General features: G+C 53.8%; 30 protein-coding genes and 1 tRNA gene. 20 read left to right on the top strand and 11 right to left on the bottom strand.

The features are described 5' to 3' along the window. Positions 1–96 precede the first annotated feature (96 nt). The 6 genes from BM029_RS19095 (at position 97) to BM029_RS19120 (ending at position 5,797) form a co-directional block, all read left to right on the top strand. Positions 97–432, top strand: a complete 336-nt coding sequence (locus BM029_RS19095; RefSeq protein ID WP_092438725.1) for an FmdB family zinc ribbon protein — start codon at positions 97–99, stop codon at positions 430–432. A gap of 84 nt (positions 433–516) precedes the next feature. Then, positions 517–1,167 carry a DUF502 domain-containing protein gene (locus BM029_RS19100; RefSeq protein ID WP_092438727.1) on the top strand — a complete coding sequence of 217 codons (651 nt, stop codon included), beginning with the start codon at positions 517–519 and terminating at the stop codon, positions 1,165–1,167. A gap of 67 nt (positions 1,168–1,234) precedes the next feature. After that, complete coding sequence (gene aspS, locus BM029_RS19105) at positions 1,235–3,037, top strand: aspartate--tRNA ligase (protein ID WP_092438729.1); 1,803 nt, start codon at positions 1,235–1,237, stop codon at positions 3,035–3,037. 205 nt (positions 3,038–3,242) lie between these two features. Then, positions 3,243–3,707 carry a dihydroneopterin triphosphate diphosphatase gene (gene nudB, locus BM029_RS19110; protein ID WP_092438731.1) on the top strand — a complete coding sequence of 155 codons (465 nt, stop codon included), beginning with the start codon at positions 3,243–3,245 and terminating at the stop codon, positions 3,705–3,707. Between the two features lie 21 nt (positions 3,708–3,728). Next, positions 3,729–4,535, top strand: coding sequence for an endonuclease/exonuclease/phosphatase family protein (locus BM029_RS19115; RefSeq protein WP_092438733.1), 807 nt, complete (start codon positions 3,729–3,731; stop codon positions 4,533–4,535). A gap of 95 nt (positions 4,536–4,630) precedes the next feature. After that, positions 4,631–5,797 (top strand): phospholipase D-like domain-containing protein, encoded by a 1,167-nt coding sequence (locus BM029_RS19120; RefSeq protein ID WP_092438735.1) that lies wholly within the window; start codon positions 4,631–4,633, stop codon positions 5,795–5,797. A 58-nt stretch (positions 5,798–5,855) separates the two neighbouring features. On the opposite strand, the gene BM029_RS19125 is transcribed toward BM029_RS19120, so the two are convergent. The 3 genes from BM029_RS19125 to mscL all read right to left on the bottom strand — a co-directional run bounded on the left by BM029_RS19125 (position 5,856) and on the right by mscL (position 7,827). Next, positions 5,856–6,581 carry an anti-sigma factor gene (locus tag BM029_RS19125; RefSeq protein ID WP_092438737.1) on the bottom strand — a complete coding sequence of 242 codons (726 nt, stop codon included), beginning with the start codon at positions 6,579–6,581 and terminating at the stop codon, positions 5,856–5,858. Further along, entirely contained in the window at positions 6,581–7,165 is a 585-nt protein-coding gene (locus tag BM029_RS19130) for an RNA polymerase sigma factor (RefSeq protein ID WP_092438739.1), read from the bottom strand. The genes BM029_RS19125 and BM029_RS19130 overlap by 1 nt, the downstream gene beginning before the upstream one ends. A gap of 251 nt (positions 7,166–7,416) precedes the next feature. Further along, complete coding sequence (gene mscL / locus BM029_RS19135) at positions 7,417–7,827, bottom strand: large conductance mechanosensitive channel protein MscL (RefSeq protein ID WP_092438741.1); 411 nt, start codon at positions 7,825–7,827, stop codon at positions 7,417–7,419. 292 nt (positions 7,828–8,119) lie between these two features. Here mscL and petA point away from each other — a divergent pair, with 292 nt between their 5' ends. The 6 genes from petA (at position 8,120) to BM029_RS19165 (ending at position 12,341) form a co-directional block, all read left to right on the top strand. Then, a complete protein-coding gene (gene petA / locus BM029_RS19140) occupies positions 8,120–8,740 on the top strand; it encodes a ubiquinol-cytochrome c reductase iron-sulfur subunit (RefSeq protein WP_092438743.1) in 621 nt (206 codons plus the stop codon). 2 nt (positions 8,741–8,742) lie between these two features. Next, positions 8,743–10,146, top strand: a complete 1,404-nt coding sequence (locus BM029_RS19145) for a cytochrome b (protein ID WP_092417071.1) — start codon at positions 8,743–8,745, stop codon at positions 10,144–10,146. A 30-nt stretch (positions 10,147–10,176) separates the two neighbouring features. After that, on the top strand, positions 10,177–10,941 hold the full coding sequence (locus tag BM029_RS19150; protein WP_092438745.1) for a cytochrome c1: 765 nt from the start codon (positions 10,177–10,179) through the stop codon (positions 10,939–10,941). An 84-nt stretch (positions 10,942–11,025) separates the two neighbouring features. Further along, on the top strand, positions 11,026–11,637 hold the full coding sequence (locus tag BM029_RS19155) for a glutathione S-transferase N-terminal domain-containing protein (protein ID WP_092417069.1): 612 nt from the start codon (positions 11,026–11,028) through the stop codon (positions 11,635–11,637). Between the two features lie 93 nt (positions 11,638–11,730). Continuing rightward, positions 11,731–12,240 (top strand): ClpXP protease specificity-enhancing factor, encoded by a 510-nt coding sequence (locus BM029_RS19160; protein WP_092438747.1) that lies wholly within the window; start codon positions 11,731–11,733, stop codon positions 12,238–12,240. Positions 12,241–12,265: 25 nt separating this feature from the next. Further along, positions 12,266–12,341 (top strand) — tRNA-Thr (locus BM029_RS19165). A 325-nt stretch (positions 12,342–12,666) separates the two neighbouring features. On the opposite strand, the gene BM029_RS19170 is transcribed toward BM029_RS19165, so the two are convergent. Beyond that, positions 12,667–13,113: a hypothetical protein gene (locus BM029_RS19170; RefSeq protein ID WP_092438749.1), complete on the bottom strand. Its 447-nt coding sequence runs from the start codon at positions 13,111–13,113 to the stop codon at positions 12,667–12,669. A 485-nt stretch (positions 13,114–13,598) separates the two neighbouring features. Between BM029_RS19170 and BM029_RS19175 the strand changes: the two genes are divergently transcribed. Together BM029_RS19175 and BM029_RS19180 are read left to right on the top strand one after the other, a co-directional pair. After that, the gene (locus tag BM029_RS19175) at positions 13,599–13,874 is read left to right on the top strand and encodes a hypothetical protein (protein ID WP_092438752.1); all 276 of its coding nucleotides are present in this window, start codon (positions 13,599–13,601) and stop codon (positions 13,872–13,874) included. A gap of 157 nt (positions 13,875–14,031) precedes the next feature. After that, positions 14,032–14,448, top strand: coding sequence for an Imm51 family immunity protein (locus BM029_RS19180; RefSeq protein ID WP_092438754.1), 417 nt, complete (start codon positions 14,032–14,034; stop codon positions 14,446–14,448). A gap of 113 nt (positions 14,449–14,561) precedes the next feature. On the opposite strand, the gene BM029_RS19185 is transcribed toward BM029_RS19180, so the two are convergent. Next, entirely contained in the window at positions 14,562–14,870 is a 309-nt protein-coding gene (locus BM029_RS19185; protein WP_092438756.1) for a panthothenate synthetase, read from the bottom strand. 253 nt (positions 14,871–15,123) lie between these two features. Here BM029_RS19185 and BM029_RS19190 point away from each other — a divergent pair, with 253 nt between their 5' ends. Then, entirely contained in the window at positions 15,124–15,909 is a 786-nt protein-coding gene (locus tag BM029_RS19190) for a hypothetical protein (RefSeq protein WP_092438758.1), read from the top strand. 172 nt (positions 15,910–16,081) lie between these two features. On the opposite strand, the gene BM029_RS19195 is transcribed toward BM029_RS19190, so the two are convergent. After that, positions 16,082–16,513 carry a hypothetical protein gene (locus BM029_RS19195; RefSeq protein ID WP_139217290.1) on the bottom strand — a complete coding sequence of 144 codons (432 nt, stop codon included), beginning with the start codon at positions 16,511–16,513 and terminating at the stop codon, positions 16,082–16,084. Positions 16,514–17,349: 836 nt separating this feature from the next. On the opposite strand from BM029_RS19195, the gene BM029_RS19200 reads away from it, so the two are divergent. Then, entirely contained in the window at positions 17,350–18,213 is an 864-nt protein-coding gene (locus BM029_RS19200) for an alpha/beta hydrolase (protein ID WP_092438762.1), read from the top strand. 60 nt (positions 18,214–18,273) lie between these two features. Here BM029_RS19200 and BM029_RS19205 read toward each other — a convergent pair whose 3' ends face one another. After that, positions 18,274–18,501 (bottom strand): hypothetical protein, encoded by a 228-nt coding sequence (locus tag BM029_RS19205; RefSeq protein WP_092438764.1) that lies wholly within the window; start codon positions 18,499–18,501, stop codon positions 18,274–18,276. 67 nt (positions 18,502–18,568) lie between these two features. Further along, positions 18,569–18,874, bottom strand: a complete 306-nt coding sequence (locus BM029_RS19210) for an NIPSNAP family protein (RefSeq protein WP_092438766.1) — start codon at positions 18,872–18,874, stop codon at positions 18,569–18,571. Between the two features lie 221 nt (positions 18,875–19,095). Here BM029_RS19210 and BM029_RS25715 point away from each other — a divergent pair, with 221 nt between their 5' ends. Beyond that, positions 19,096–19,512: a DUF6404 family protein gene (locus BM029_RS25715; RefSeq protein ID WP_139217291.1), complete on the top strand. Its 417-nt coding sequence runs from the start codon at positions 19,096–19,098 to the stop codon at positions 19,510–19,512. A gap of 73 nt (positions 19,513–19,585) precedes the next feature. On the opposite strand, the gene BM029_RS19215 is transcribed toward BM029_RS25715, so the two are convergent. Together BM029_RS19215 and BM029_RS19220 are read right to left on the bottom strand one after the other, a co-directional pair. After that, entirely contained in the window at positions 19,586–20,809 is a 1,224-nt protein-coding gene (locus BM029_RS19215) for an ABC transporter substrate-binding protein (RefSeq protein ID WP_244545127.1), read from the bottom strand. Between the two features lie 37 nt (positions 20,810–20,846). Beyond that, positions 20,847–21,146, bottom strand: coding sequence for a hypothetical protein (locus tag BM029_RS19220; protein WP_139217292.1), 300 nt, complete (start codon positions 21,144–21,146; stop codon positions 20,847–20,849). A 267-nt stretch (positions 21,147–21,413) separates the two neighbouring features. Here BM029_RS19220 and BM029_RS19225 point away from each other — a divergent pair, with 267 nt between their 5' ends. From BM029_RS19225 to BM029_RS19235, 3 genes are all read left to right on the top strand, one after another. After that, positions 21,414–22,679 carry a dicarboxylate/amino acid:cation symporter gene (locus BM029_RS19225; RefSeq protein ID WP_092438773.1) on the top strand — a complete coding sequence of 422 codons (1,266 nt, stop codon included), beginning with the start codon at positions 21,414–21,416 and terminating at the stop codon, positions 22,677–22,679. 153 nt (positions 22,680–22,832) lie between these two features. Continuing rightward, entirely contained in the window at positions 22,833–23,264 is a 432-nt protein-coding gene (locus tag BM029_RS19230) for a GNAT family N-acetyltransferase (protein ID WP_092438775.1), read from the top strand. A gap of 107 nt (positions 23,265–23,371) precedes the next feature. Further along, positions 23,372–24,013, top strand: coding sequence for an FMN-binding negative transcriptional regulator (locus tag BM029_RS19235; protein WP_092438800.1), 642 nt, complete (start codon positions 23,372–23,374; stop codon positions 24,011–24,013). 59 nt (positions 24,014–24,072) lie between these two features. Here the strand turns inward: BM029_RS19235 and BM029_RS19240 are convergent, their stop codons facing one another. Next, complete coding sequence (locus BM029_RS19240; RefSeq protein ID WP_092438777.1) at positions 24,073–25,053, bottom strand: LacI family DNA-binding transcriptional regulator; 981 nt, start codon at positions 25,051–25,053, stop codon at positions 24,073–24,075. Between the last annotated feature and the right edge of the window lie 255 nt (positions 25,054–25,308).

Raw genomic sequence — 25,308 nt, forward strand, 5'->3', positions numbered from 1 at the left:
CGCCACAAGCCATCGGCTCAGCCGGCACTAAGCCCGTACTTACCCGAAAAAACCTTTATAATTCAGGGTTTTGTAAGATATTTGCGGAGTTTCACCATGCCGATTTATGCGTATCGCTGCGAAGCCTGTGGTTTTGCCAAAGATGTACTGCAAAAGATGTCCGACGAGCCGCTGACGGTCTGCCCGACCTGCAGCAAAGCCGAGTTCAAGAAGCAGGTGACTGCAGCTGGTTTCCAGCTCAAAGGCACCGGCTGGTACGTGACCGATTTCCGTGGCGGCGCAGGTGCGACAGTGCCGCCGGTAAGCGCGGCTGAGCCGGCAGCGGCCGGCAGCACACCTGCCGCAACAGCCGCTCCGGCTGCTGCAGTTGCGTCGGCGGCGCCGGCAGCAACACCAGCAGCAGCTAGCAGCACGCCAGCTGCCGCGACGTAAGGTCGCGCAAGGTCGCCGAAGTAATTTCAGCAAGTTGAAAACCAGGCGCGCGTACTTGGTACGCGTTGTCCCACAAAGAAAGCCATGCGTAAATATTTCATCACCGGTCTGCTGGTTTTAGTCCCCCTGGCTATCACGCTATGGGTGCTGAATCTGATCATTGGCACGATGGATCAGTCGCTGCTGCTGCTGCCGGAGCAATGGCGGCCGAAAGCGCTGCTGGGGCATGATATTCCCGGGCTCGGCACGATCCTGACCTTGCTGGTGATTTTCCTGACCGGCCTGGCGACACGCAATTTCATCGGCCGCCAGATTGTGTCGGTGTGGGAAGCGGTGCTGACGCGCATTCCGGTAGTCAGCTCGATCTATTCCAGCGTCAAGCAAGTGTCGGATACCTTGTTTTCATCGTCCGGCAATGCTTTCCGCAAAGCCTTGCTGGTGCAATACCCGCGCGAGGGATCGTGGACGATTGCGTTCCTGACCGGGATTCCGGGCGGCGATGTAAAAAACCATCTGGTCGGCGATTACGTCAGCGTGTATGTGCCGACTACGCCCAATCCGACTTCCGGATTCTTCCTGATGCTACCGCGCGCAGACACCATCGAACTCGACATGAGCGTCGATGAAGCCTTGAAGTACATTGTTTCAATGGGTGTGGTCGCGCCTGAGCAACAGCCTGACAGGAAGCTGGTCATCGACTCGCCGCCAGGCAATAGCCCGGCAGCTGGCAACTAAGCCACGCCTCTAAGTCACACTTACAACTAATTAATATCTACAACATCTGAACTGCGAAAAACTGAATATGTCCATGCGAACCCAATACTGCGGCCTCACCACTGAGGTACTTCTCGGCCAAACCGTCAGCCTGTGCGGCTGGGTGCATCGTCGTCGCGATCATGGCGGCGTCATTTTCATCGACCTGCGCGACCGCGAAGGCCTGGTGCAGGTGGTGTGCGATCCGGATCGCGCCGAAGTATTCAAGAACGCGGAAGCAGTGCGCAACGAGTTCTGCCTGCGTATCACCGGTGTGGTGCGCCTGCGCCCGGACGGCACCGGTAACAGCAACCTGAAATCCGGCAAGATCGAAGTGCTGGCGCATGAACTCGAAGTACTCAACCCGTCGGTCACGCCGCCGTTCCAGCTGGACGACGAAAACCTGTCCGAAACCACTCGCCTGACGCACCGCGTGCTGGACCTGCGCCGTCCGCAAATGCAAAACAACCTGCGCCTGCGTTACAAGGTGACGATGGAAGTGCGCAAGTTCCTCGATGCTAACGGCTTCATCGATATTGAAACACCGATGCTGACCAAGTCGACCCCGGAAGGCGCCCGCGATTACCTCGTGCCTTCACGCGTCAACGCCGGTCAGTTCTTTGCGCTGCCGCAGTCGCCGCAATTGTTCAAACAATTGCTGATGGTGGCCAACTTCGACCGTTACTACCAGATCGTCAAATGCTTCCGCGACGAAGATCTGCGCGCTGACCGTCAACCTGAATTCACACAGATCGACTGCGAAACTTCCTTCATGTCGGAACAGGAAATCCGCGACATGTTCGAAGGCATGATCCGCCTGGTGTTCAAGAACGCGCTGGATATCGACTTGCCTAACCCGTTCCCGGTGATGGATTTCGCCACCGCGATGGCACTGTACGGTTCGGACAAGCCGGACATGCGCGTGAAGCTTGCCTTCACCGATCTGACCGCAGTGATGAAAGACGTCGATTTCAAGGTGTTCTCCGGTGCAGCGAATATGGAAAACGGCCGTGTGGTTGGCCTGCGCGTGCCTGGCGGCGCCGCTATGCCGCGTTCCGAAATCGATGCCTATACCCAGTTCGTAGCGATCTACGGCGCCAAGGGTCTGGCTTACATCAAGGTCAACGAAAAAGCCAAGGGTCGCGACGGTTTGCAATCGCCTATCGTCAAGAACCTGCACGACGCAGCGCTGGCGCAGATCCTCGAACAAACCGGTGCGGAAGACGGCGACCTGATTTTCTTCGGCGCCGACAAGGCCAAGGTAGTCAACGACGCCATCGGCGCGTTGCGCGTGAAGGTCGGCCACAGCGATTTCGGCAAGAAAGTCGGTCTGTTCGACGATACATGGCGCCCATTGTGGGTGGTCGACTTCCCGATGTTCGAATACGATGAAGACGGCGATCGCTGGAATGCCTTGCACCATCCGTTCACTTCGCCGAAAGACGGCCACGAAGATTTCATCGAAACCGATCCGGGCAAGGCTATTGCCAAGGCGTACGACATGGTCTTGAACGGTTGGGAACTGGGCGGCGGTTCGATCCGTATCCACCGTGCCGATGTGCAGAGCAAGGTGTTCCGTGCCTTGAAGATCGATGCCGAAGAAGCGCAGCTCAAGTTCGGCTTCCTGCTCGACGCTTTGCAATACGGTGCGCCACCGCATGGCGGCCTGGCGTTCGGTTTGGATCGTATCGTGACCATGATGTGCGGCGCCGAATCGATTCGCGACGTCATCGCCTTCCCGAAAACCCAGCGCGCGCAATGTCTGTTGACGCATGCGCCATCGGCTGTGGACGAAAAGCAATTGAAAGAATTGCATATCCGTTTGCGCGCGCCGGAAGCCAAGGTGGTTTAATTTCCTGGTAAAAGCAGTATAAAAAGAAGCGCGGATTTCCGCGCTTTTTTTATGTCCGGGCAAAACCGGTTTATAGTGGTGTTTTCTGAATTGAGTAGGGTGGGCAAGTTGTTTTGCCCACGCGGAATTCGGCCATTCGCACCGGTCATCGATAACGCGTGGGCAAAAAGCTTGCCCACCCTACACGCAATATTAAAAGAAGCGCATGTATAAAATTCCCGAATCGGTTTTGGTTGTCATTTATACAGAAGATCTACAGGTCTTGTTGATGGAGCGGGCCGATAAGCTGGATTACTGGCAATCGGTAACCGGCTCCAAGGATTTTCCGGAAGAAGCTCTGGACGCGACGGCAATGCGTGAAGTGCAGGAAGAAACCGGCATCGTTGTGGCCGCCGAGCCAGGCGCAGTGCCGGTGTCGAATCTGCACGACTGGGGTGTTGCCAACGTGTATGAGATTTATCCGGTCTGGCGCCATCGCTATGCGCCTGGAGTAACTAAAAATACTGAGCATGTGTTTGGTTTGCTGGTGCCGAACGGTATCCCGATTACCCTCGCGCCGCGCGAACATTTGCAGTACAAGTGGCTACCTTATCGCGCAGCAGCGGACGCGTGTTTTTCACCATCGAACGCCGAAGCGATCCTGCAACTGCCGCGCCAGATCAACAAGTAGTTGGCATCACCGAAGAGTTTCATGAAACTGCGCATCGCAACCTACAACATCCACAAAGGCGTGTCTTCGCTGGGCAGCCGGCCGCGCGTGCATGCATTGAAGCAGGCGCTGGCGCAGATGGAGGCCGATGTGTTTTTCTTGCAGGAGGTGCAGGGCAGGCATGATCTGATGGCGGCACGCCATGCGGCGCACTGGCCGGATCAGGCCCAGCATGATTTCCTCGCAGGTGATTCGCATCACGCCGCCTACGGCATGAACGCCGTGTACGATCACGGCCATCATGGCAATGCCTTGTTGAGCCGTTTTGAAATCGGCTCGCAAAGCAATCAGGATGTGTCGGACCACGCATATGAATCACGCGGCATTTTGCATTGCGTATTGAAAACCGAAGTCCAGGATATTCACTGCTACGTGGTGCACCTGGGTTTGTTCGGCGGCGGCAGGCGTCGTCAGACTGCCGCCTTGATCGAAGCGGTGCGCAGCTCATCGCCGCCTGGCGCGCCGCTGATTATCGCAGGCGATTTCAACGACTGGGGCAATCGTCTGAGTGAGTTGCTGAGAGCGCGGCTCGATGTCGCCGAAATATTCGATGAGCGGATCGCCACCGGTAGCCTGATACAAGGCGTTGGTTCCTATTTGCAGCAACTGGTGGGGCGCACGCCAAAATTGAAGCCTGCGCGTACTTTCCCGGCGGCTTTTCCCTGGTTGCGTCTGGACCGGATTTATTTGCGTGGCTTTACGGTAGAATCAGCTGAAGTCCTGCATGGCGCGGAATGGGCAAAATTGTCGGATCACGCGCCTATCGTGGCGACGCTCAAGCTGCGATAATCGTGGCATTGTCAGCTTCAACCATGACTTCAGAAAGACAGGCCGGATGTCGTCACCCCTTTGTTCTTTTCTTTATCTCTCCCTTTATTCGTTATATGCGCGCGGTAATCTTTAGCGCAGATAACCACATCACGCTGTTGCACAACGGCGCTGCTTTTTTTTCGGCGCTGATTGCCGCCATCGATGCCGCCCGCATCGAAATCTATCTCGAAACCTATATTTTCGCCGCCGATGAAACTGCGCTGCTGGTACAGCAGGCGCTAACGAACGCGGCGCGGCGTGGTGTCGCAGTCCGGGTGATTGCCGATTGGCTGGGCACTGGCCGAAGGCGTTCGATGTCGCTGCAGCAGGAATTCCTGACCAGCGGCGTGATGTACCGCGCCTTCAATCCCTGGTTTCGGCGTGGCGTGGCGCGGATGCATCGCAAGATGTGCGTGGTGGACCGGCAGATCAGTTTTGTCGGCGGCTTGAATATCATCGACGATATGGTTTCCGACGATGACCAGCGCGCGCCCTTGCCGGCGCCGCGCTGGGATTTTGCGGTGAGTATCAGCGGCTCGCTGGTGAAGACGATTCATGGCGAGCTGGAGGCGCAATGGATGCGTCTGGGCGAGATGAAGTTGTTGGCGCGCCTCAAGCAATTCAAGCGAACCCGCGTCATCACCAACGGCGCAGCACATGGCCCGGCGGCGGCCGGGCTGGTGCTGCGGGATAATCTGCGCAATCGCCGCACTATCCAGCGTGCTTATTTGCAGGCGTTGGGCCATGCCCGGCAAAGCGCCTTGCTGACCAGCCCGTATTTTGCCCCTAGCCGGAAATTGCGGCGCGGCCTGGAAGCAGCGGCGCGGCGCGGCGTCGATGTCACTTTGCTGCTGGGAGTCGGTCAGTTTCGTTTGCAGGATGCAGTCAGCCATTCCTATTATCCGAAGCTGCTGAAGGCCGGCGTCAAGATTGTCGAATACCGCAAAACCGCCTTGCATGCAAAAGTGGCGGTGATCGATGACGACTGGGCCACCGTCGGCTCCAGTAATTTTGACGGCTTGAGCCTGTTTGTTAACCAAGAGGCAAACGTGGTGATCCGGGACGCCGAGTTTTCGCGCGCGTTGCGGCAACAGATTGAAAGTGGAATCGCCGATGGCACGCCGATGGTAGCCAGTGCATTCGCCAATCAGTCCTGGCGCGCACGGGTCTGGCACGGCACGGCTTTTTTTCTGTATCGATCCCTGATGCGGATTATCACCATCGGCAATAGCGAGCGATGATAAAGCCTGAAGGCGATGGGCGATTGCCGCATCGTCTTCTCTCTATCCAGGCCAGCCGTTATATCTGAACCCAGGCGCCCTTGAACACGATAGGACCGGTAGGGCCGTTAGGGTTCGGCGATCCGCCTTTCGGTTCAAGCGTCACGGCCAGCAACGGAATCGTTTGCGGCGTGGCGTTGGCTGGCAAAGCCAGGGTGATGCTGCCATCTGCCGCCAGCAAGCCTAGCGAGCGTGGCGGCCCGTCTTTCGGTACCGCCCACAATTCCAGGCTTTTGTCGGCAGCAATCGCCTGCGGTGTCACCAACTTGACCACCAACTTGCCGCCTGGCGCATCGCCGGTAACTACCGCAATCGGCTGAGCCTGGTCGTTACTCAGCATGGCGATGTACGAAGTGGCCGGCGCTGCCGGCACCGGCAGTTCCTGCCTGGACAGTAGCAGCGAGGTCAATATGATGGCGGCGGTGGTCGAGACCAAACCAAGCCCGCGCCAGAAACTCAGGTCTTCGCGCAATTCAAACCAGATTGAGCGTTTGCGCTGCCGTGGATTGCTTTGCAAGCCGAGCTGGGCTTCGATGGCCGGCCAGACCTCAGCTGACGGCTGTGCGGCCGGCGCCAGTTGCGCCATCGGATGCAGGCGATCCTGCCACTCGGCGACGGCCAGCCGTAGTTCGACGTGACGGCGCAGTGAGTTTTCAAAGCGACGGCGGGCGCCGCCGCGCAAGGTGCCGAGCACGTATTCGGCTGCCAGTTTATCCACCAAGGCTGGGTTGCGATGAATTTCCATCAGACGCTCCCGAGCTTGCCGAGACAAATTTTCAGACGCTCCAGTCCGCGCCGGATCCAGGTCTTCACGGTGCCGATCGGCAATTGCATTTGGGCTGCGACTTCGCTATGCGAGAGATCATGATAAAACGATAAGGCAATAGCCTGCCGGTGCATGGCTTCCAGGCGGGCCAGGCATGTCGCCAGCGCCTTTGCATCATCGGTCAGTTGCAGCGCTTCCAACGGTGTCGGGCCGGCGTTCTCCATTGCGTTCATGACTTCCTTGTCGAATGTGTCTGCGTCGATCTCGACGGTGCTATCCGTGCGCCGTAAAAAATCGAATGCCTTGTTCCGTACGATAGTGGTCATCCAGGTCATCGGCGCCGCCAGGCTGGCCTGGTAGCTGTCGGCGTTGTTCCAGATATTGACGAAACTTTCCTGCAGGACTTCTTCCGCCCACTCTCGCTTAACTAGTATACGCAGGGCGAAGCCAAACAGTTTCGATGATGTCGCGTCATAGAGAGCACGAAAGGCGACGGCGTCTTTCCGAACGACTGCAGCAAGCCAGATTTTCAGTTGTTCCGGTTGCAAGTCTGTAGAGGGCAATTGACTTCCTTTATGCACACCTTGGACGCTGTCGTTATTCCATCGCGCGCAGATTTTATTGTTGTGGAACCAAGCCGATCATTTCGCAGATTAACGCATGGGAACTTATGGCGCAACTCCGAGCGGGGCGCTGTCCAAGAACAGTAGGGTGAGTACAGATGCCCACGCGTTACCGCGATAGCCGAAGTGCCCATCTCACAAAAAAGCCCGCTATGCGAGCGGGCTTTTAAGGAGGAATCGGCAGGCTGATGTTATTTCTTCAGCGAGTCGCGAATTTCGCGCAGCAGCACTATGTTTTCCGGATCGGCAGCAGGTGGCGGTGGAGCTGCATTTCGCAACTTGTTGATGATGCGGACCATCTGGAAAATCACGAACGCCAGGATGATGAAATTCAGCGCGATCGTGATGAAATTACCGTATGCCAACACAGCGCCGGCTTTTTTTGCTTCCGCCAGCGTCAGTCCAGCAGCCTGGCCATTCAACCCGAAGTAGTAATTGGCAAAATCAAGGCCGCCAAAAATCTTGCCGACGACCGGCATGATGATGTCCTGCACCAAAGAGTCGACAATTTTGCCGAATGCACCGCCGATGATCACACCGACCGCCAAGTCCATCACGTTGCCTTTGAGTGCAAAGGTCTTGAATTCTTCCATCATGCTCATAGTGTTAATTCTCCAAATCAATGTTGATAGATGGGAAGATACTGCGAACGCGAGCCGATTAAAAGGACAAAGTTGTCAAATCTTGTCATTTTCCGTCCTTGCTGAAACTTGCTGCGGTGCAAGAACACGTCTCTTAAGGGAATTGTGCCAGATTTAGCAGCAGTTTGAACGGAATTAGTTGATTTTGTGCATCGCTGCATGTATTTCCTTTAAAACAGGCTTTAGCTTCGATATAATCTAGGGTTGCTAGAAGTTCCGTGCAAGTTTCGTATTTTGACTGATTGGGGTTGGTATGAGTATCGAAAAGCAGGTCGATTCCGGTCGACGTGGTTTGCTCGTGGCTACATGTGCGGCGGGGGGCGTGGCTGGTTTAGCTACGGCAGGGGCCTTTGTGTCCACCTTCCAGCCGTCCGAGCGCGCAAAAGCCGCAGGAGCACCAGTGGAAGTGGATATTTCCGGCATCAAGCCGGGCGAAATGCAAGTCTTCGAATGGCGCGGTAAGCCAGTCTGGATCATGAAGCGCACGCCGGAACAAATGAAGGGGCTGGAACATACCGCCTCTGAAGTTGCCGACCCCGAGTCACTCAAGCCCTACACCATGGACTTGCCTGACTACTGCAAGAACAAGGCGAACAATCGCGGCCACGTCGGCCATGAAGAAACCTTGGTGCTGGTTGGTATTTGCCCGCATCTGGGTTGCTCGCCATCGTCAAAATTTACTCCAGGCGCGCAGGCTTCATTGCCGGAGGACTGGCAAGGCGGTTTCCTCTGTCCTTGCCACGGTTCGACATTCGACCTGGCAGGCCGTGTTTTCAAAAACAAGCCGGCGCCAAACAATCTCGACGTGCCACGCTATATGTACCTGTCCGATACCAAGATCGTTATTGGTAAAGACGAGAAAGGTGAGGCTTAACCATGGCATTCCACGAAAAACAGCTGCCGGCCGATGCTCCCATCGCCGACAAGGCCTTGAACTGGGTTGATGCGCGTTTCCCGCTGACATCCACCTGGAAAGCCCATCTGTCCGAATATTACGCACCGAAGAATTTCAACTTCTGGTATGCCTTCGGTTCGCTGGCGCTGTTGGTGCTGGTGATACAGATCGTCACCGGGATTTTCCTGGTCATGCATTACAAGCCTGATGCCGCCCTGGCGTTTGCCTCGGTCGAATACATCATGCGCGATGTGCCTTGGGGCTGGCTGGTGCGCTACATGCACTCGACCGGTGCTTCGGCCTTCTTCATCGTGGTCTACCTGCACATGGTGCGCGGCCTGCTGTACGGTTCGTACCGCAAACCGCGTGAGCTGGTATGGCTGTTCGGCGTCGGCATTTTCCTGTGCCTGATGGGTGAAGCGTTCATGGGCTATCTGCTGCCATGGGGCCAGATGTCGTATTGGGGGGCGCAGGTTATCGTCAACCTGTTCGGTGCGATTCCTTTCATCGGCCCTGATCTGTCGCTGTGGATTCGCGGTGACTACGTGGTCTCCGATGCAACCCTGAACCGCTTCTTCTCGTTCCACGTGATCGCGATTCCGCTGGTCCTGATCGGCCTGGTGGTAGCGCACATCATCGCCTTGCACGAAGTCGGCTCCAACAATCCTGACGGCATTGAAATCAAGGACAACCTTGATTCTAAAGGCGTACCGCTGGATGGCGTACCGTTCCACCCTTACTACTCGGTGCATGACGTGATGGCGGTTGCCGTGTTCCTGATCGTGTTCAGCGCCGTGGTGTTCTTCGGCCCTGAAATGGGCGGCTACTTCCTCGAGTACAACAACTTCGTCCCGGCCGATTCGCTGAAGACGCCACCGCATATCGCACCGGTCTGGTATTTCACACCGTACTATTCGATCTTGCGTGCGGTTACTTCGGACTTCATCGTCTACCTGCAAGCAGGCGTCGCCGCCTTCGTTGCGCTGCTGTGGCTCAAGTCCAGCCTGAGCGGCATGATCAAGGTCGCCGCCACTGTCATCGGCCTGGCCATCATCGGCGCCATGTTCGTGTTCGACGCCAAGTTCTTCGGTGTCGTGCTGATGGGTGTTTCGGTCATGATCCTGGCCGGCTTGCCTTGGCTGGATCACTCCAAGGTCAAGTCGATCCGCTATCGTCCGAGCTGGCACAAATATATCTACATCCTGTTTGCGATTACCTTCGTGGTGCTCGGCTACCTTGGCGTGCAACCGCCATCGGCAATCGGCGGCTACGTGTCGAAGGTCTGCACCTTTATCTACTTCGGCTTCTTCCTGTTGATGCCATGGTGGAGCGCTGCAGGTACATTCAAGCCGGTGCCGGACCGTGTTGTATATCATCCGCACTAAGCACCCGCACTAAGCCTGAGGATAAGAGACATGACATTGCTAAAAAGATTAATAGCGACCCTGGTGCTGCTTCCCGCGCTTGCTTTTGCCGAAGAGGGCGGCTACCCGCTGGATACCGCGCCAGAGCAGGGCAACAACCTGTCGGCGCTGCAAAGCGGCGCCAAGCTGTTTGTGAACTACTGCCTGAACTGCCATTCCGCATCGTCCATGCGTTACAACCGTTTGCGCGATATCGGCCTGACTGAAGACCAGATCAAGAACAACTTGTTGTTCACCACCGATAAAGTGGGTGGCCTGATGACTATCGCCATGTCGCCGAAAGACGGCAAAGAGTGGTTCGGGGCGACGCCGCCAGACCTGTCCGTCATTGCCCGCGCCAAGGCATCCGGCGCCGGCAGCGGCCCGGACTGGCTGTACACCTATCTGCGTACTTTCTACAAAGATGACAGCCGTCCAACCGGCTGGAACAACATGGTCTTCCCTAACGTCGGCATGCCGCACGTATTGTGGGAACTTGAAGGGATTCGTACTGCCAAATACGAAGACGTGAAAGATCCGCACGAAGAGGGCAAGACCGAACACAAGTTTGTCGGTTTCGAGCAAGTCAAGCCGGGCAAGATGAACAAGGTCCAATACGATGTTGCCGTTGCCGATCTGGTGTCCTATCTTGCATGGATGGGCGAGCCTGCTCAGAATACCCGCAAGCGCCTCGGCGTCTGGGTCCTGCTGTTCCTCGGCATGTTCTTCGTTCTGGCATGGCGTCTCAACGCGTCATACTGGAAAGACGTCAAGTAATTTTCATACCCGCGATTTTGCGGGTATGCGTTTTGGGGTGAGCCGTATCGGGTCTCACCCTTTTGTTTCTAAGGAACTATAAAAATGATGGTTCTCTATTCGGGTACAACCTGCCCATTTTCACAACGCTGCCGTCTCGTTCTGTTCGAGAAGGGCATGGACTTTGAAATTCGCGATGTCGACTTGTTCAACAAGCCGGAAGACATCTCGACCATGAATCCTTATGGTCAAGTGCCGATCCTGGTCGAGCGCGACCTGATTCTGTACGAATCCAATATCATCAACGAATACATCGACGAACGTTTCCCGCATCCGCAACTGATGCCGGCCGATCCGCTGATGCGCGCCCGTGCGCGGCTGATGCTGTTCAACTTTGAGAAAGAATTGTTCATCCACGTGCACACGCTGGAGAACGAGAAAGCCAAAGCCGCAGAAAAGAGCCACGAAAAGGCACGCAATGAAATCCGCGATCGCCTGACTACGCTGGCGCCTTTGTTCCTCAAGAACAAATACATGCTGGGCGACGAGTTCTCGATGCTGGACGTAGCCATCGCGCCATTGCTGTGGCGCCTGGATCACTACGGTATCGAGCTGTCGAAGACGGCTGCGCCGCTGATGAAGTATGCTGAGCGTATATTCTCGCGCCCGGCCTACATCGAAGCGCTGACGCCGTCCGAAAAGGTCATGCGTCGTTAAGATCGTGTAGATAACCGGTGTGCTCCCGCCTTGGTTTAGGCGGTGCGCGCCGGCCCATGCTTAAATTTTGTACCTTTTGTACCATTGCTTCCCATGTCAGAAACCTCTACCAAACCGTATTTGTTGCGCGCCATTTATGAATGGTGCACCGACAATGGCTACACCCCGTATCTGGCGGCCAGGGTAGATGCGCACACGCGGGTGCCGATGCAATTCGTGAAGAATGGCGAAATCGTATTGAACGTCAGTTTCGAAGCTACCAGCGGTTTGAAAATGGACAACGAATTCGTTAATTTCAATGCACGTTTTGGCGGTGTATCGCGCGAGATTTCCGTGCCGGTAGAAAACGTCATCGCGATTTATGCGCGTGAAAACGGCCAGGGCATGGCATTCGAAGCGTCGGTTCCGGCTGCTGAATCGGATATCGAAGTAACCGCGGAGCAAGAGCCAGACACCGAGCAAACTGCCACGATTACGCCGATTTTGTCCTCAGTACCATCGTCAACCACCGATGCAAAACAGGGTTTGTCCGATACGGATCCAGAAAAAGATCCAGAACCACCAAAAAAAGGTGGAAGACCTACCCTAACTCGAATTAAATAGGTATAATTGCGGACTTCGCAGTTTAGCTGGCTTAGCTCATCTGGTAGAGCACCTGACTTGTAATCAGGGGGTGGCGGGTTCAAGTCCTGCAGCCAGCACCAATATTTAAAAGGCCCACCTTTCGGTGGGCCTTTTCTTTTTTGTTCCGCAATCGCATTTTTTTGCGGAACAAGTTCTAAAGCGCATGCGCACCCAAGACAGCTGCCGACCCTTTGTGGCCCTTCGAGGCCAAGAAAGCTGCCGGTCAACATGCAGTAGATGCTGGGCCGCCTTTCACGCAGGTCATCTCAAACGCAGCGTTAGAAATCATGTACGCGAATGCGGGCTTTTTTTGCTTCTCGGTTCAGTGTCGCTTGGCACGACAATGCGTCGGTATACGTGACCTTCGGAGGGAGGTCGCGCACCGCTATTAATTCTGCATGTTGATTAGCCGACGTTTGGCCCAGTGGGCAAGTAATCGACAACGATCTGCGGAAGAGTAACGATCGTCTTCGAATTGAAATAGAACTTGTTGAAAGTCGCCATGTCCGGTATCCCCTGCTTTTGATTATTGGTAATCAAATACACCGTGGCAGAACCCCCTTTGGCCAGTATGGCGCCCGTAGCCAGTGCGGGACCGTGAGGAATGCTGTTTATCAGATAGTCGCTAACGACGACACCGTTCCAAGATACGAATAAATTATTATAAGTAGCAGGATCGGGGATCCACTGGAGTTGACCATTTTTGACCAGATAAATCGCACCACCGTTGCTGGCGATGACACGTTCACCGTCGTACTGTGCCCAGTTGACCTCCAACGCGTCTTTCACCTGGTTTTCCGACGCGATTACTCGCGATTCGCCGGAATGAATCGGAGACAAATTTGACGTCATGATAGTTTCCTTTGGTGTAGTGGTTAAGTCGGTGGCTTGGCGCTCAAGTAAGTGCCGTGTCCGACCAAGTAAGTGTAGGTCTCCAAAAATTAGTTGCAACCTATCAACAATGACAGTATCCCGGTTGCCGTTTCCGCAAATAATTTAATTTCCGTGTGGAAATTACGTGATGGCGCCCAGGGCGGATACTCATTGCACTGAGCGTCATTCGTTACCAACTGGGAGGCGGACGCGGTGACGCAGCTCTTCTAAAAAATGCCTGGATATAACGCCACAAAAATTAATGCGTTTTTTTGAATGCCAATTTCGGTTCCGCATTTTGCACGCTCGCGGGGTCAAGCGATGTCGCTAGAGAATTGACGTGCATTGCCATATGGTATTTATAAATTTTGCTAGAGCCGATCAGAACCATGGACAAATTTCATTCCGATTACTAAGATGAATTAATGTCATTTTATCTATTGTTTCGGCCTTGGGAGTTCGCTATGGACGTGCATATCGAAGAAGAAATGATTAGCGAATACGTCAATAAAATTCAAGCACTGGCAGTCCTTGCCCTGTACGGACAAAATGTTGACTCACCCATTAAATCTGTCATCAGCGAAGCATGTTATTTCCTCCTTCGTCAGCGATCCGATGCGACGGCGAATCTCTTGGCCTTCAAAAGCCGGCTAACCAAAATGGGCAATGACGCGCATTACAGCCTGCCGGAATACAAAAAGCCTTTGGAATATGCAGCTTCACTGGTTGCCATTCATTAACTTGGCGAAGTAAAACATCGGCTATACGTCCAGGAGTTCAATACCTACAAGTCATTGACAATATGGCGTAACAAAGCATCACGAATCAATGCCTGATCCGTGGTGTTGAAGCTGAGCAAAGGACGGGCCGGATAGCTGCGTCCAGTGGAGGTATTCAATGAAGATCGACTCAATAGCCAATCTGGCCCAAGAGTCAGCAAGATTTTGTCCACAACAAAAAGAAAAAGAGTCCGCTGACATTACAACGTTTTGGCCATTTGTACTTATTGAAGGTAATTGCACGGCTTTAGTCTTGTTCGCCCCTGATTTTGAAGCTAAGGCGCCCATATTTAAGGAACGAGCGAAGGAAGGTTGGGTCGGTAACGGTTGCGACTGGAACTCAGTTGCGCAAGCAATCGTTAAGGAACAATTTCATCAATTAGCGAACGAATTCACGTTCGATTCCGACGCCGGTCATTTTGCAACGTACGGAACAAAAATGAATTTGACGGTGTTAGGCTATGCGTTAAAAATCGCTTTCGACGATGACCACATTCTTAGAGATATTCTGTTTCGTGCTAAGTTGCAGCACTAGCCGCATGCTTAATGCTGTAAGCCAAAACCCACAATCTAAAAGGCCCACAATGATGTGGGCCTTTTTCTTTTGTTCCGCGATTCGCTATTCAGCATCAGAGTCGCCTCCAAACGCTACATCGACCATTTCTTGCCCAACTCTTCAAGCCCGGCTCTTTTCAAATCCTCCGGCGTCATGAGTATTCTTAATTCCACGTTGGCATTAAAGATTAGAAACCATGGTTCGGCAAGCGTAGGAACTTTCGCCGGGTCATCGATGTCGACGATCAAGAGGCCTGAACGTTGTCCATCCTGTTCGGTGAAGTAAGCCGCTTCCGGTTTTAACTCATCCATGATCTGGCTCATTTTCTTGCCAACGGAGCCGTCCCTGACAGCAGCGTTGAACTCAGCGTTAGGGAGTTTGATATTCAATAGCATTCGCATGATTTCTCCTCAGAAATTTTCGTAACATCTCCACCAAAGATTTTGATTTGCTGCCGTAAAGGCAATTTCCATTGTAGGTTTTCTGGTCAATTTAGCTACCTGTCATTTGGCACTAACCTAATTGTTTTCTGGAGCTGCCTGATTTGGGGTGGGGCTAATAATCACTGCTGCCTTCTTGTATTGCGCCAAGATTTTCCGTCAAGCATTAGAATGCTCCCGGGTCGACGTGATTTCATAAAATCGGGGAGTAACTTTGAGAAAAATTGCGCTGCTGTTCATCATTCTGGGAACGCTGGCTGTGACGGGATGTACCACTTTGTCAGATGCCAGATCTGCAAAAGGGACTGGCGCCGCGCGGGTGTACGACGTGAAGCAGGGTGCAGTTTGGGCAGTTTTGCCAAGAGCAGTCAAGGAGGTTGGTCTTGATTATGTGGGGGATAACAGAAATGATGGTTACGCTCTTGCGCAACGGGGAATTTCTGCATTCAGCTACGGCGAAAACGTTGCCATGTTTATTGAGCCAGCCGGGGCCGGCGACAAGACGAAAGTGGAGGTGGTGTCGAAGAGGGCGTTGGCAACGACAGTGTTCGCCACCAATTGGGAGAATGTGATTCTTGACCGATTGAGTGAAATATTTTCGGCGGGGAATTCCGGAACCCCTCAGGCTTCTCAAAAGGGCGTAAGCACCTCTGCTTCATCAGGCTCCACACAGCAATCGGACTTTGTTCCTGCACCGTCGTCGTTTGCAGATATTCACGATCCCGATGCTATTCCGTTTGTCGGAGCACGAGCGCGCGCAAGATATATGGTCTATTTGTCGGCACTGCCGCCCAAGGCATTCGCCGTTAGTTCAAATGGCGGCTGGAGCTGGTTAAGCAATGATCCAATGGCTATGCGCAAGGCGCTCTCCGAGTGTCACTCGCAGGCCAAGGCGCCATGCTGGCTATATGCCGTGGATGCCAACGTCGTGTGGCAATCGGATGAAAACAAGCGCATATCGCTGGAACAACTTGACTTGCCGACAGCCGCACACCAGTAACCCTATGATGACTTGATGCTATAGCTGAAATTGGCTTTGGCCTGATTCGAAGGAATCGTCTCCAGTCGAATGATCGGTAGATTCGGGATTCACTGTCATGTAAGCGGGAGTGCTTTTTGAGGATCAGATCCTGTTCGCAGCTCGTGGTGAATCCCTTGCCGGTGATGTCTATCTAGCGGAACGAAGCGACCAATCGTTGTCCGCCGACCAAACTACCGTTCGCAAGTTGCTTGCGCGGAACGACCATGATCAGCTCTCCGCTCGCATCGGTATCCCCGCGAAGATTGATCGTCATCTTCAATTGCTTGTCCAGTGCAACGAAAACATTTGGTGCTGCGGCGACAATTTCGTGCCGTCCCAGATCTCCCACTTCCGCATACATCTGCCGCCCTCGGTAGAACACGGCAAGTGTCGCGCCGTTTGAAAGACTGTACGACCGAATATAGTCATAGAATTCATCCGGGTGCATTCGATGGTACTGGCTGGGAAGATCAATTCGGAGTGTCGGACCAGTGACATTCACAGTCTGGTTGTCTGTCGCTGTTTGTGCCGAGGCTGCCAATGCGAACAGGCTTGCAACCGAAATTAAGACAAGGTTTTTCATGATGGACATCCTTTCTGTTTTCGCCAAATATAAAATGCATCACATACGTCAAGAGCGTGGTTCTCCTGGCGCCGAACCGAGAGAACATTGGATATTTTCTTCCTCAAGAATTTTTGTTTCTCAAGAGTGATGGCCCGGTATCGGCCAAAGTAGTTTTTGGAATGTCATTCTGACGGCGTCTGCCAGACAGCTAGAAGAGGCTGGTACATTCTTCCTTGTGGGTAAGAAGACCTATACCTCAATGCGCAGGGAAATGATTTTCCGGAAGCCAATTCATGCTGGCCCACTGGTTGACTGCGTGACAGTTGAAAGGATTTTTTTCGAGGCTGGAAGAATGCTGATCTGCTTGAATTATTTATCGTTCACTAGTGGATCCGTGCCAGCCAGGTACCGGAGTGATGAGCGAAAATAAAAGTGAAAGGTCATCGATACATTCGTTGGCATCCATCATTATTTCACTTTGAATTTTCTCGCAGATTTGCGATGTTTAATCGTTGTACCGCCAAGCCACAATAGGATATGTTTGCGCCATATTCAAGTTGAACTTCCTGCTGCGGGCGAGTTTGAATCCGGCAATATGAGATGTGAAGAATCGCAATCGAATATCTATTTCTGCGACGCATCGATGACGCTGGTGAATAATCACCGATGCATCAGTTTGGACATTCGCATTTCACGGGAACCGCACAAATTAACCACACAGATTGTGGTTAATTTGACGCATCGCATCCTTGACTACAAAATGATAGAGACGACAATTAATTGAAGGATTACAATAAATAGTAAGGGGGGTGTGCGCAGCATAGGGTAGTGCCCCGTGCGGTTGCACTCGCGTTATGGCACGCATCAAATATAAAAAAGTGACCGGGATGGGCGGCATCGTCGCCCTCGGGTGGCTGATTTTTACCACCGCAGTCGCGGTTAGCCAGCGCAAACTGATTTTCAAACCGGTCCGCACCAAGGAAGTCGAGCATCCCCATAGCATCGGGCACAGGTCTCGGCTTGTCGTGTTGCGCAGCACCGACGGTACCCGGCTCTCAGGATGGTTGCTGACGCCGCGCGTGCCCGGTCCGCATCCAGCTGTGGTGTATTTCGGCGGCCGCTCAGAGGAAGTCTCGTGGGTGGCGCGCGATGCTTGGCGCATGTTCCCCAATATGACAGTGCTTGCCATCAACTATCGCGGCTACGGGGATTCAGAGGGTATTCCCGGTGAGTTGAAAATGATAGAAGACGCCGAGATGCTGTTCGACTGGTTTGCCGAGCATCGCCATATCAACGCCGGGCAAATCGCCGTGGTCGGGCGCAGTCTTGGCTCTGGTGTGGCGGTACAGGTCGCAGCGCGCCGGCCGGTCGCGGCGGTGGTGTTGATTACGCCTTATGACTCGCTGCTGGCGCTGGCAAAACGCCGCTTCCCGTCCGTGCCGGCCTTCGTCCTCAAGCATCGCTTCGATTCAGTCAAGCATGCACCTTTGTTGTCCGCGCCGACGTTTATCATTCGCGCTGCATCTGACGACGTGGTGCCGGCCTCGCATACCGACATGCTGGTGACCAAGTTGGCAAACGCGCCGCAGGACGAAACCATCCCGGACTCGGATCACCACAACATTCCCTATCTCGAAGCAACGCAGAACCGCATTGCCGATTTCCTGACTGCGAAATTCAACAGGGTCGTCGAGAGTCTTACCGTCAATCAACGGTAGGGAGCGGCAGGACGTCGTTATAAGCGCGAGTCTAGCGCATTTAACTGTTGCATCTAACGGTTATGTCGCAATCGAATGAGAAACCATCAGGCATTCCCCGGCGTTGAGCTTTGCGGCAGCATCTTGCGTGGCGCGCAGGTCGTCGGCATCGAGGTCGGCGCGATCTAGCCTGTAGGTCACTGCGTAATCATGAGCGTCAAACACCTCTCCGGCTTTTACGTAATATTGGAATGCTACGAAAGAATCGGGATCGCTGACGACTGTCCAGGTCAGATTGATTGTGCTCATGATATTGCCCCTTTTTAACGCGTCGAAATACACGCAAGTTAATTGTAGGCTTTATATGGAGAGCGCTTTACTTGAACACAGGACGGAAGAAACTGCGCTCGTAGCTGATGATGCAACGCGTGTCCTCGGCATACTTGAATGCGGCCTGGCAGGCCGGGTCCTGCATTGATTTTATCCTGTACTCTTCATACGCCGCGAGCGAGGGAAACGTGAACATCGCGAGCGCTACGTTATTGATTCCCTCTGAAGGGAGAAAATATCCATGGTGTTGTCCGCCGAATTTCTCGACCAGCGGAATCCAGATTCTTCCGTAATGCTCGAATTCATTGAGTTTGTATGGATCGATGATGTAGCGCAAATAGCAGGTAACCATGGAAATCCTTCATGACAGATGTGGATGATACTAACAATAATGACGCGGAAAAACGATCGTCACATGATGCCATAACTGGACAGCAGCACGACTACGTCATGCCGTGGCGTTGAATGCATCGTGATTATTCACGTCACCAGTTATTTTTCAAAGGGCATGAAATAATTGTATGTGTTTGTGTATAGTCTTCTTGGTCAAGATTGGATTCATAGCTGAAATTTGTGGCGGATTCCCATGATTGTTTGAAGGATGGTCCACATAACTCTATAGGTGCTTCCTTGTCCTACCCACTTGAAGTCAATGCCGCGCTGGGGATTCTGAAAACCACGGGTATCTGGCGCAGCAACTACGCCCCTTTTTTTCATCGCATGTTCTGGCGTGCCGGCGTTTCAATTCCACCGCCGCATTTTGCCAGCTTCGGATTTAATGTTGTGTTCACGGGAGGATGGTTCGCTGTTGTTTGGGGATTCGCGATGTGGTTTCTTGTATGGTCACGGGGAGAAATGTCCGGAGCTGGCGCCGTTCTCGCATCAATCCTGGGTGGCCTGATTTTCGGAGTGTCCATGGCGCTCTGTTATCACATCAGGGCGCGTACATGTAATCTGCCATTGTGGTCGCAAATCAAAGCCGCATCGTAAGATGGGGAATTGAAACAAGGCCCACGGCAATGTGGGCCTTGTTCATTTTGGGGAATGCAGGCAATCTCGCAGACTAATTTTTCTTGGTACGTGCAATCGATCCGCTGCTCGCATCTTCCCTATAGGCGTAAGCCACCTTGCCGTTGCGAATTTCACCCATGACGATCATATTCAGGGCGATCGCTTCATGGTCGGTCGGCGAGAACGGTTTGAAGTAGCGCGAGACGATGGTAGATGTAGTGTGCACCTGCAGATTTTCCAGCGCATCCTTGATCTTTACGCCATCCACCGAATTGGCCTGGAATATCGCCAGTGTAATCAGGCGCAGTGCGTCATAGGTTTGAGCCGCAGCCACCGCAGACGGAATGTGATTGGTCTTGTTCACATTGCGGTAGGTCAACGAGAACTGGTTGCTGACCGAACTCAATTCGTTTTCGATGAATGTCACCGAGCTGCGCACGCCTTCTGCTCCCTGGCCGGCCTTGTCGATGAAGGTTTGCTGCGACATGCCCCAAGGCCCGACTATCGGCAATTTCATTTTCAGCTTTTCTGCACTCTTCACCACCATCGCGCCTTCGGGGGCAAGGCAGTACATCACGATGGCTTGTGCGCCATCATCTTTGGCATGCTGCAGTTGCGTCGTCATGTCTTGATCGCCAACCTTGAAACTTTCCACCAGCACCGGTTTGATCTTGCGCCGCTCCAGCTCCGTCATCATGCTTTGTTTGCCGAACTGGCCGTATGGGCTGTCGTCGTGCAGCACTGCGATCTTGTCGATCTTGCGGCGATCGATCACATCGTTGAGGATCACGATCGGCTGCAGCGCGTCGCTGGCGGAGGTGCGGAATATATAGTTCACGGGATAGGCCGGCGGCATGAACGATTTGGTAATCGTAGCGCCGGTGGCGCCGGTGACGATCAACGGGATCTTCGCTTCCTGGAACAGTTTCGCCGCAGGCAGGGCGACACCGGTATTACCAAAACCGACTACGGCGATGACATGATCCTTCTCGATCATTTCCTTGGCCATGGCCGCGCCGACGTCCGGCTTGGCAAGGTCGTCGCGCTCGACCAGTTCGATCTTGCGGCCGAGGACGCCGCCGACCTGGTTGATGTCGGCCAGGAAGACTCTGGCGCCGCCGATCATGCTCAGCCCCATGTCTGACGAAGGTCCTGTGATGGGTCCGATGACACCGATTTTAATCGGGGGTAATTCCGCCAATGCGCTTGCGCTGAATCCTGATGCACCTAATGCGGTAAGGCAAAAAATGACGCTACACGTACTACGTTTTTGCATCGCTATCTCCTTGATGAATCGTTGTTATAAGTTTCTGTCAGGAAATATACATCAGGGTGATGATACGTATGGGATTTTGATGCTTCAAAATCAAAATACAACGTGATAGCGCGAAATTGACGGAGATAGCTCGATGGGGAACAAAGGATACGGCGTTTGATTGCGAAAATGGCATGAGCGGAAAATGCCTTGGCATTGTCCCTGCCTCGGATTGCAGCCCTTTTTTATGTTGATTGGGGGGCGTTTTGTGAGGTAACATGCGCACCAGTTTGAGCTCTGATGCGGACTTGCGGGCAGAGAGCGGCAGGTTCAATCCGCAGCCGGCATCAGGTTTCATAAGGCCCTCCATCATGAGGGCCTTTTTATTTTGCCTCGCAAATATTGCCATTTCCGCAAAATTCACGTTGTTGCTTGCAAACTCTTCTGTATGTGCCGCTGACTTTGATCGGCGCATGTCGATATACAACAACTTGGACTACGCAACTTGGACTGCGCAACATGGACTTCACAAGGCGCTCAAGCTTAAGAATATTTTTGGATCGACGGGTTTGTATTTTTTTGTATTTTTGTATGGTTGTATGGTTAATAACGGCAGGATACGCAAATGAGAAAAATTAAGGCAACGACTTGGATTCTGGTCGGCATGGTTCTGGGGATAGTGGTCGGTTATATTTGCCACAATCTCGCACCGGACGAAGCGGCAGCAAAGGAAATCGCCGCTTACTTCTCCATCATCACCGATGTGTTTTTGCGCTTGATCAAGATGATCATCGCGCCTTTGGTGTTCGGCACGCTGGTATCCGGGATTGCCGGCATGAAGGACAGCAGTTCGGTGGGCCGCATCGGCATCCGGGCCCTGGGCTGGTTTGTCATCGCTTCCTTGCTGTCTTTGGCATTGGGCATGTTGTTTGTCAACGTGCTCCAGGTTGGCCATGCGCTCAACCTGCCGCTGCCGGCGCTGGGTGCTGACACCAAGCTGAATACCAGCGGCTTCAATCTGAAAGACTTTATCTCGCACGTGTTCCCGAGCAGTTTCGTCGACGCCATGGCGAAAAACGAAATTTTGCAGATCCTCGTGTTCTCGCTGTTTTTCGGCTTCGGCCTGGCTTCTGTCAAAGGTGAATCGGCAAAAGTAGTGACTGCTGCCATCGACGGCCTGGTGCACGTCATGTTGAAAGTCACCGACTATGTGATGCGCTTTGCTCCGCTAGGTGTGTTTGCCTCGATCGCTGCTGTGATTACGGTGCAGGGTTTTGGCGTGCTGGCGACGTATGCCAAGTTCCTTGGCGGTTTCTATGCCGGGCTGGCCACGCTGTGGGCGTTGTTGATCGCGATCGGCTATATATTCCTGCGCGATTCGATCTTCACCTTGCTGCGCTTGTTGAAAGAGCCGATCATGCTGGCATTTTCCACCGCCAGCAGCGAAGCCGCTTATCCGAAGACGATGGAGCAGCTGGAAAAATTCGGCGTCAATAACAAGATAACCGGCTTTGTACTGCCGCTCGGTTATTCATTCAACCTCGACGGTTCGATGATGTACCAGGCATTCGCCGCCTTGTTCGTGGCACAGGCTTACAACATTGAAATGTCGTTTGCCCAGCAACTCACCATGTTGCTGGTGTTGATGGTCAGCAGCAAGGGCATGGCTGGGGTGCCGCGCGGTTCGCTGGTGGTGGTTGCCGCTATCCTGCCGATGTTCCACTTGCCGGAAGCCGGCATCCTGCTGATCATCGGCATCGATCAGTTCCTCGACATGGGGCGTACTGCCACTAATGTGATTGGCAACGGTATTGCGACATCGGTGATTGCAAAGTGGGAGGGAGAGTTGGATGAGGACGTTGCCCGGTCAGCGCTCGAGAGCACGACCTGAGAAATAACGCTTCAGACACAAGACTTCAGACACAGCGCCGACAAGGCGCTGTTTTTCATTCGAGAGTATGCTAATTTACTGGCATGTATTTCTCCGCAATTAATCAGAAAGTAAGCAGAAAGTAACCGGAAAATAACGGGAAAGAATCGTCTGATGGAAAAACTGCGTATTACCAACGAACCAGCTGAATTGGATGTGCCATTGATTCATCGCTTTCTATCTGTAGAGTCGGCATGGGCGCGCGGAATCCCTCTCGCCACGGTCGAAGAATCGATCCGCCACTCCCTGAATTTCGGCCTGTTTTCCGGTCCTGCGCAAGTAGCTTACGCACGCGTCGTCACCGATTACGCGACGTTCGCCTATCTGGTCGATGTCTTCGTGCTGGCCGAGCATCGCGGCAAAGGTTATAGCGCCGAGCTGATGGCTGCGGTCACGGCGCATCCCCGGTTGCAGGGACTGCGGCGGTTCATGCTGGCGACCAGCACCGCCCACGGCCTGTACGCGAAGTTCGGCTTCACAGCACCGCTCAAGCCGCAAGCGCTGATGGAGCGTTTTGCACCGGATGTGTACGCGAACGGAAGCTGATTTGTTCCACCGTACAAGCCGCAGACCTTTGCATGGTTTATAGTCGCATAGCTGATAGTCAATTCGTCAATTCAACACTTCACACCGGCGCGCCGCACCATACCATCATGTACATACCCAAACAATTTGACGAGCCGAGAATCGAAGTCCTGCACGAACTGATTCGTGCGCGGCCGCTGTCGACGCTGGTGACACTTTCCTCGGGCGGCATCAACGCCAACCACATTCCCCTGCTGTTGTCGGCGGAGGCGGGGCCTTTCGGTACTTTGCACGGGCACGTGGCGCGCGCCAATCCAGTCTGGCAGGATTTCCAGAAAGAAGTCGAAGTGCTGGCGATATTCCATGGCCCTGAAGCTTACATCACGCCCAACTGGTATGGGACCAAGGCCGACACCGGCAAGGTGGTGCCGACCTGGAATTACGCCGTCGCACATGCCTACGGCACGTTGCGCATCATCGATGACGCCAGCTGGCTACCGGCGCATCTGGCGGCGCTTACCGCGCACAATGAAGCTGCTTTCCCGGCGCCCTGGAAGTTTTCCGACGCGCCGCATGAGTACACGGAAAAACTGATTGGCGCGCTTGTCGGCATCGAGATTGTGATTACACGCTTGTCCGGCAAGTGGAAGGTCAGCCAGAACCAGCCGGCGCAGAATCAGGCAACGGTGATTGAGGGCTTGCGTGCGCAAGGCAGCGAAGAGTCGCTGGCCATGGCTGCGCTGGTTGCAGCAGGCAAAACTAAGGATTAAGCCACACCGCCAGCGCCGCAATGGCAAAACAATCCAGTCATGTTCATGACGGTGGCGGATTAGCTGCCAAGTGTACTGGCACGCTGGACCAGCTCCGCTGGCAACACCACCTGGGGTTGTGCCGGAGTATCTTCCAGCAATAACTTGATACCCATCCGGCCCATGGCTTCTTTGTCTACCGCCAGCGTGGTAAGCGGCGGGGTGGAGCTGGTGGCGGCATCGATATTGTCGAAGCCGACAATCGCAATATCTTCAGGAATTCTCAGGCCGCGCGCCTGGCAAACATTCATGACAGCTAGTGCGGTGACATCGTTATAGCAAAACACGGCATCGGGCGGCGTGTCGGATTGCAGCAAGCGCTGCATCGCGGCGGCCGCATGCAGATGGAGTTCCGGGTCTGCCGGCAGCGTGATCTCCAGACGCGGGTCGAACAAGCGGCCTGCTTCGAATAGCGCCTGCCGGTAACCTAGTGCGCGTTGCGAAACGCTGTAGTGAGACAACGGCCCGCTGATGAAGGCCAGTCGTTGGCGGCCGAGTTCTATCAGATGGCGGGTAGCGGCCAGTGCGCCGCCCAGATTGTCTGAAATGACCGAGCGGAAGCCTGGCGCACACAAATCGATCAATACCACCGGCTTGCCGGTCCGGGTCAGTAATTCCAGTACTTCCGGTTCCATGAATCCGGCTACTGCCAACGCGTCTGGTTCATGCAGGCGGATCTGTTCCATTACATTGTCGGCGGGGCCGATGGACAGCACGGTTGGTACGATGCCGCGTTCGCGGCAGGCGCTTTCCACGCCATGTAACACATGCGAGAAAAACGGGCTGGCGACGAAATTGCTGTACTGGCGATGTAGCAGGAAGGTCAGGCGCCGGATTCTTCCGTGGCGCAGATTGGATTCGTTGTAACCGAGTTGGGCCGCAATTTTCTGTACATGCAGGCGTGTTTCTTCGGTCAAGCCAGGCTGCTTTTTCAGGGCGCGCGATACGGTGCCGATGGATACTTTTGCTACCGCTGCGATATCCCGAATTGTTGGTCTCATGATTCCCTCCCACGGGTTGACGCATGCATTTTCCTGAGTTGGCGCCACTGCTTCCCAGGATTGTTTTGATTCGGTAGCACTGTATAGTAAAAAAAATAAATTTACAATTCGCCTCGCAGATAAAATCTCGTAACACATTGTTATATAAGAATTTATTCTATATTTATTACATTCACCGTTTTAATAAACATACTAAATCCCTATTTGTCGACAAGACCGGAATATCGATTTTCCGAGTAATAATATTGCAAACAA

It is taken from the genome of Collimonas sp. OK607 (assembly GCF_900111995.1).
Taxonomy (GTDB): Bacteria; Pseudomonadota; Gammaproteobacteria; order Burkholderiales; family Burkholderiaceae_D; genus Collimonas.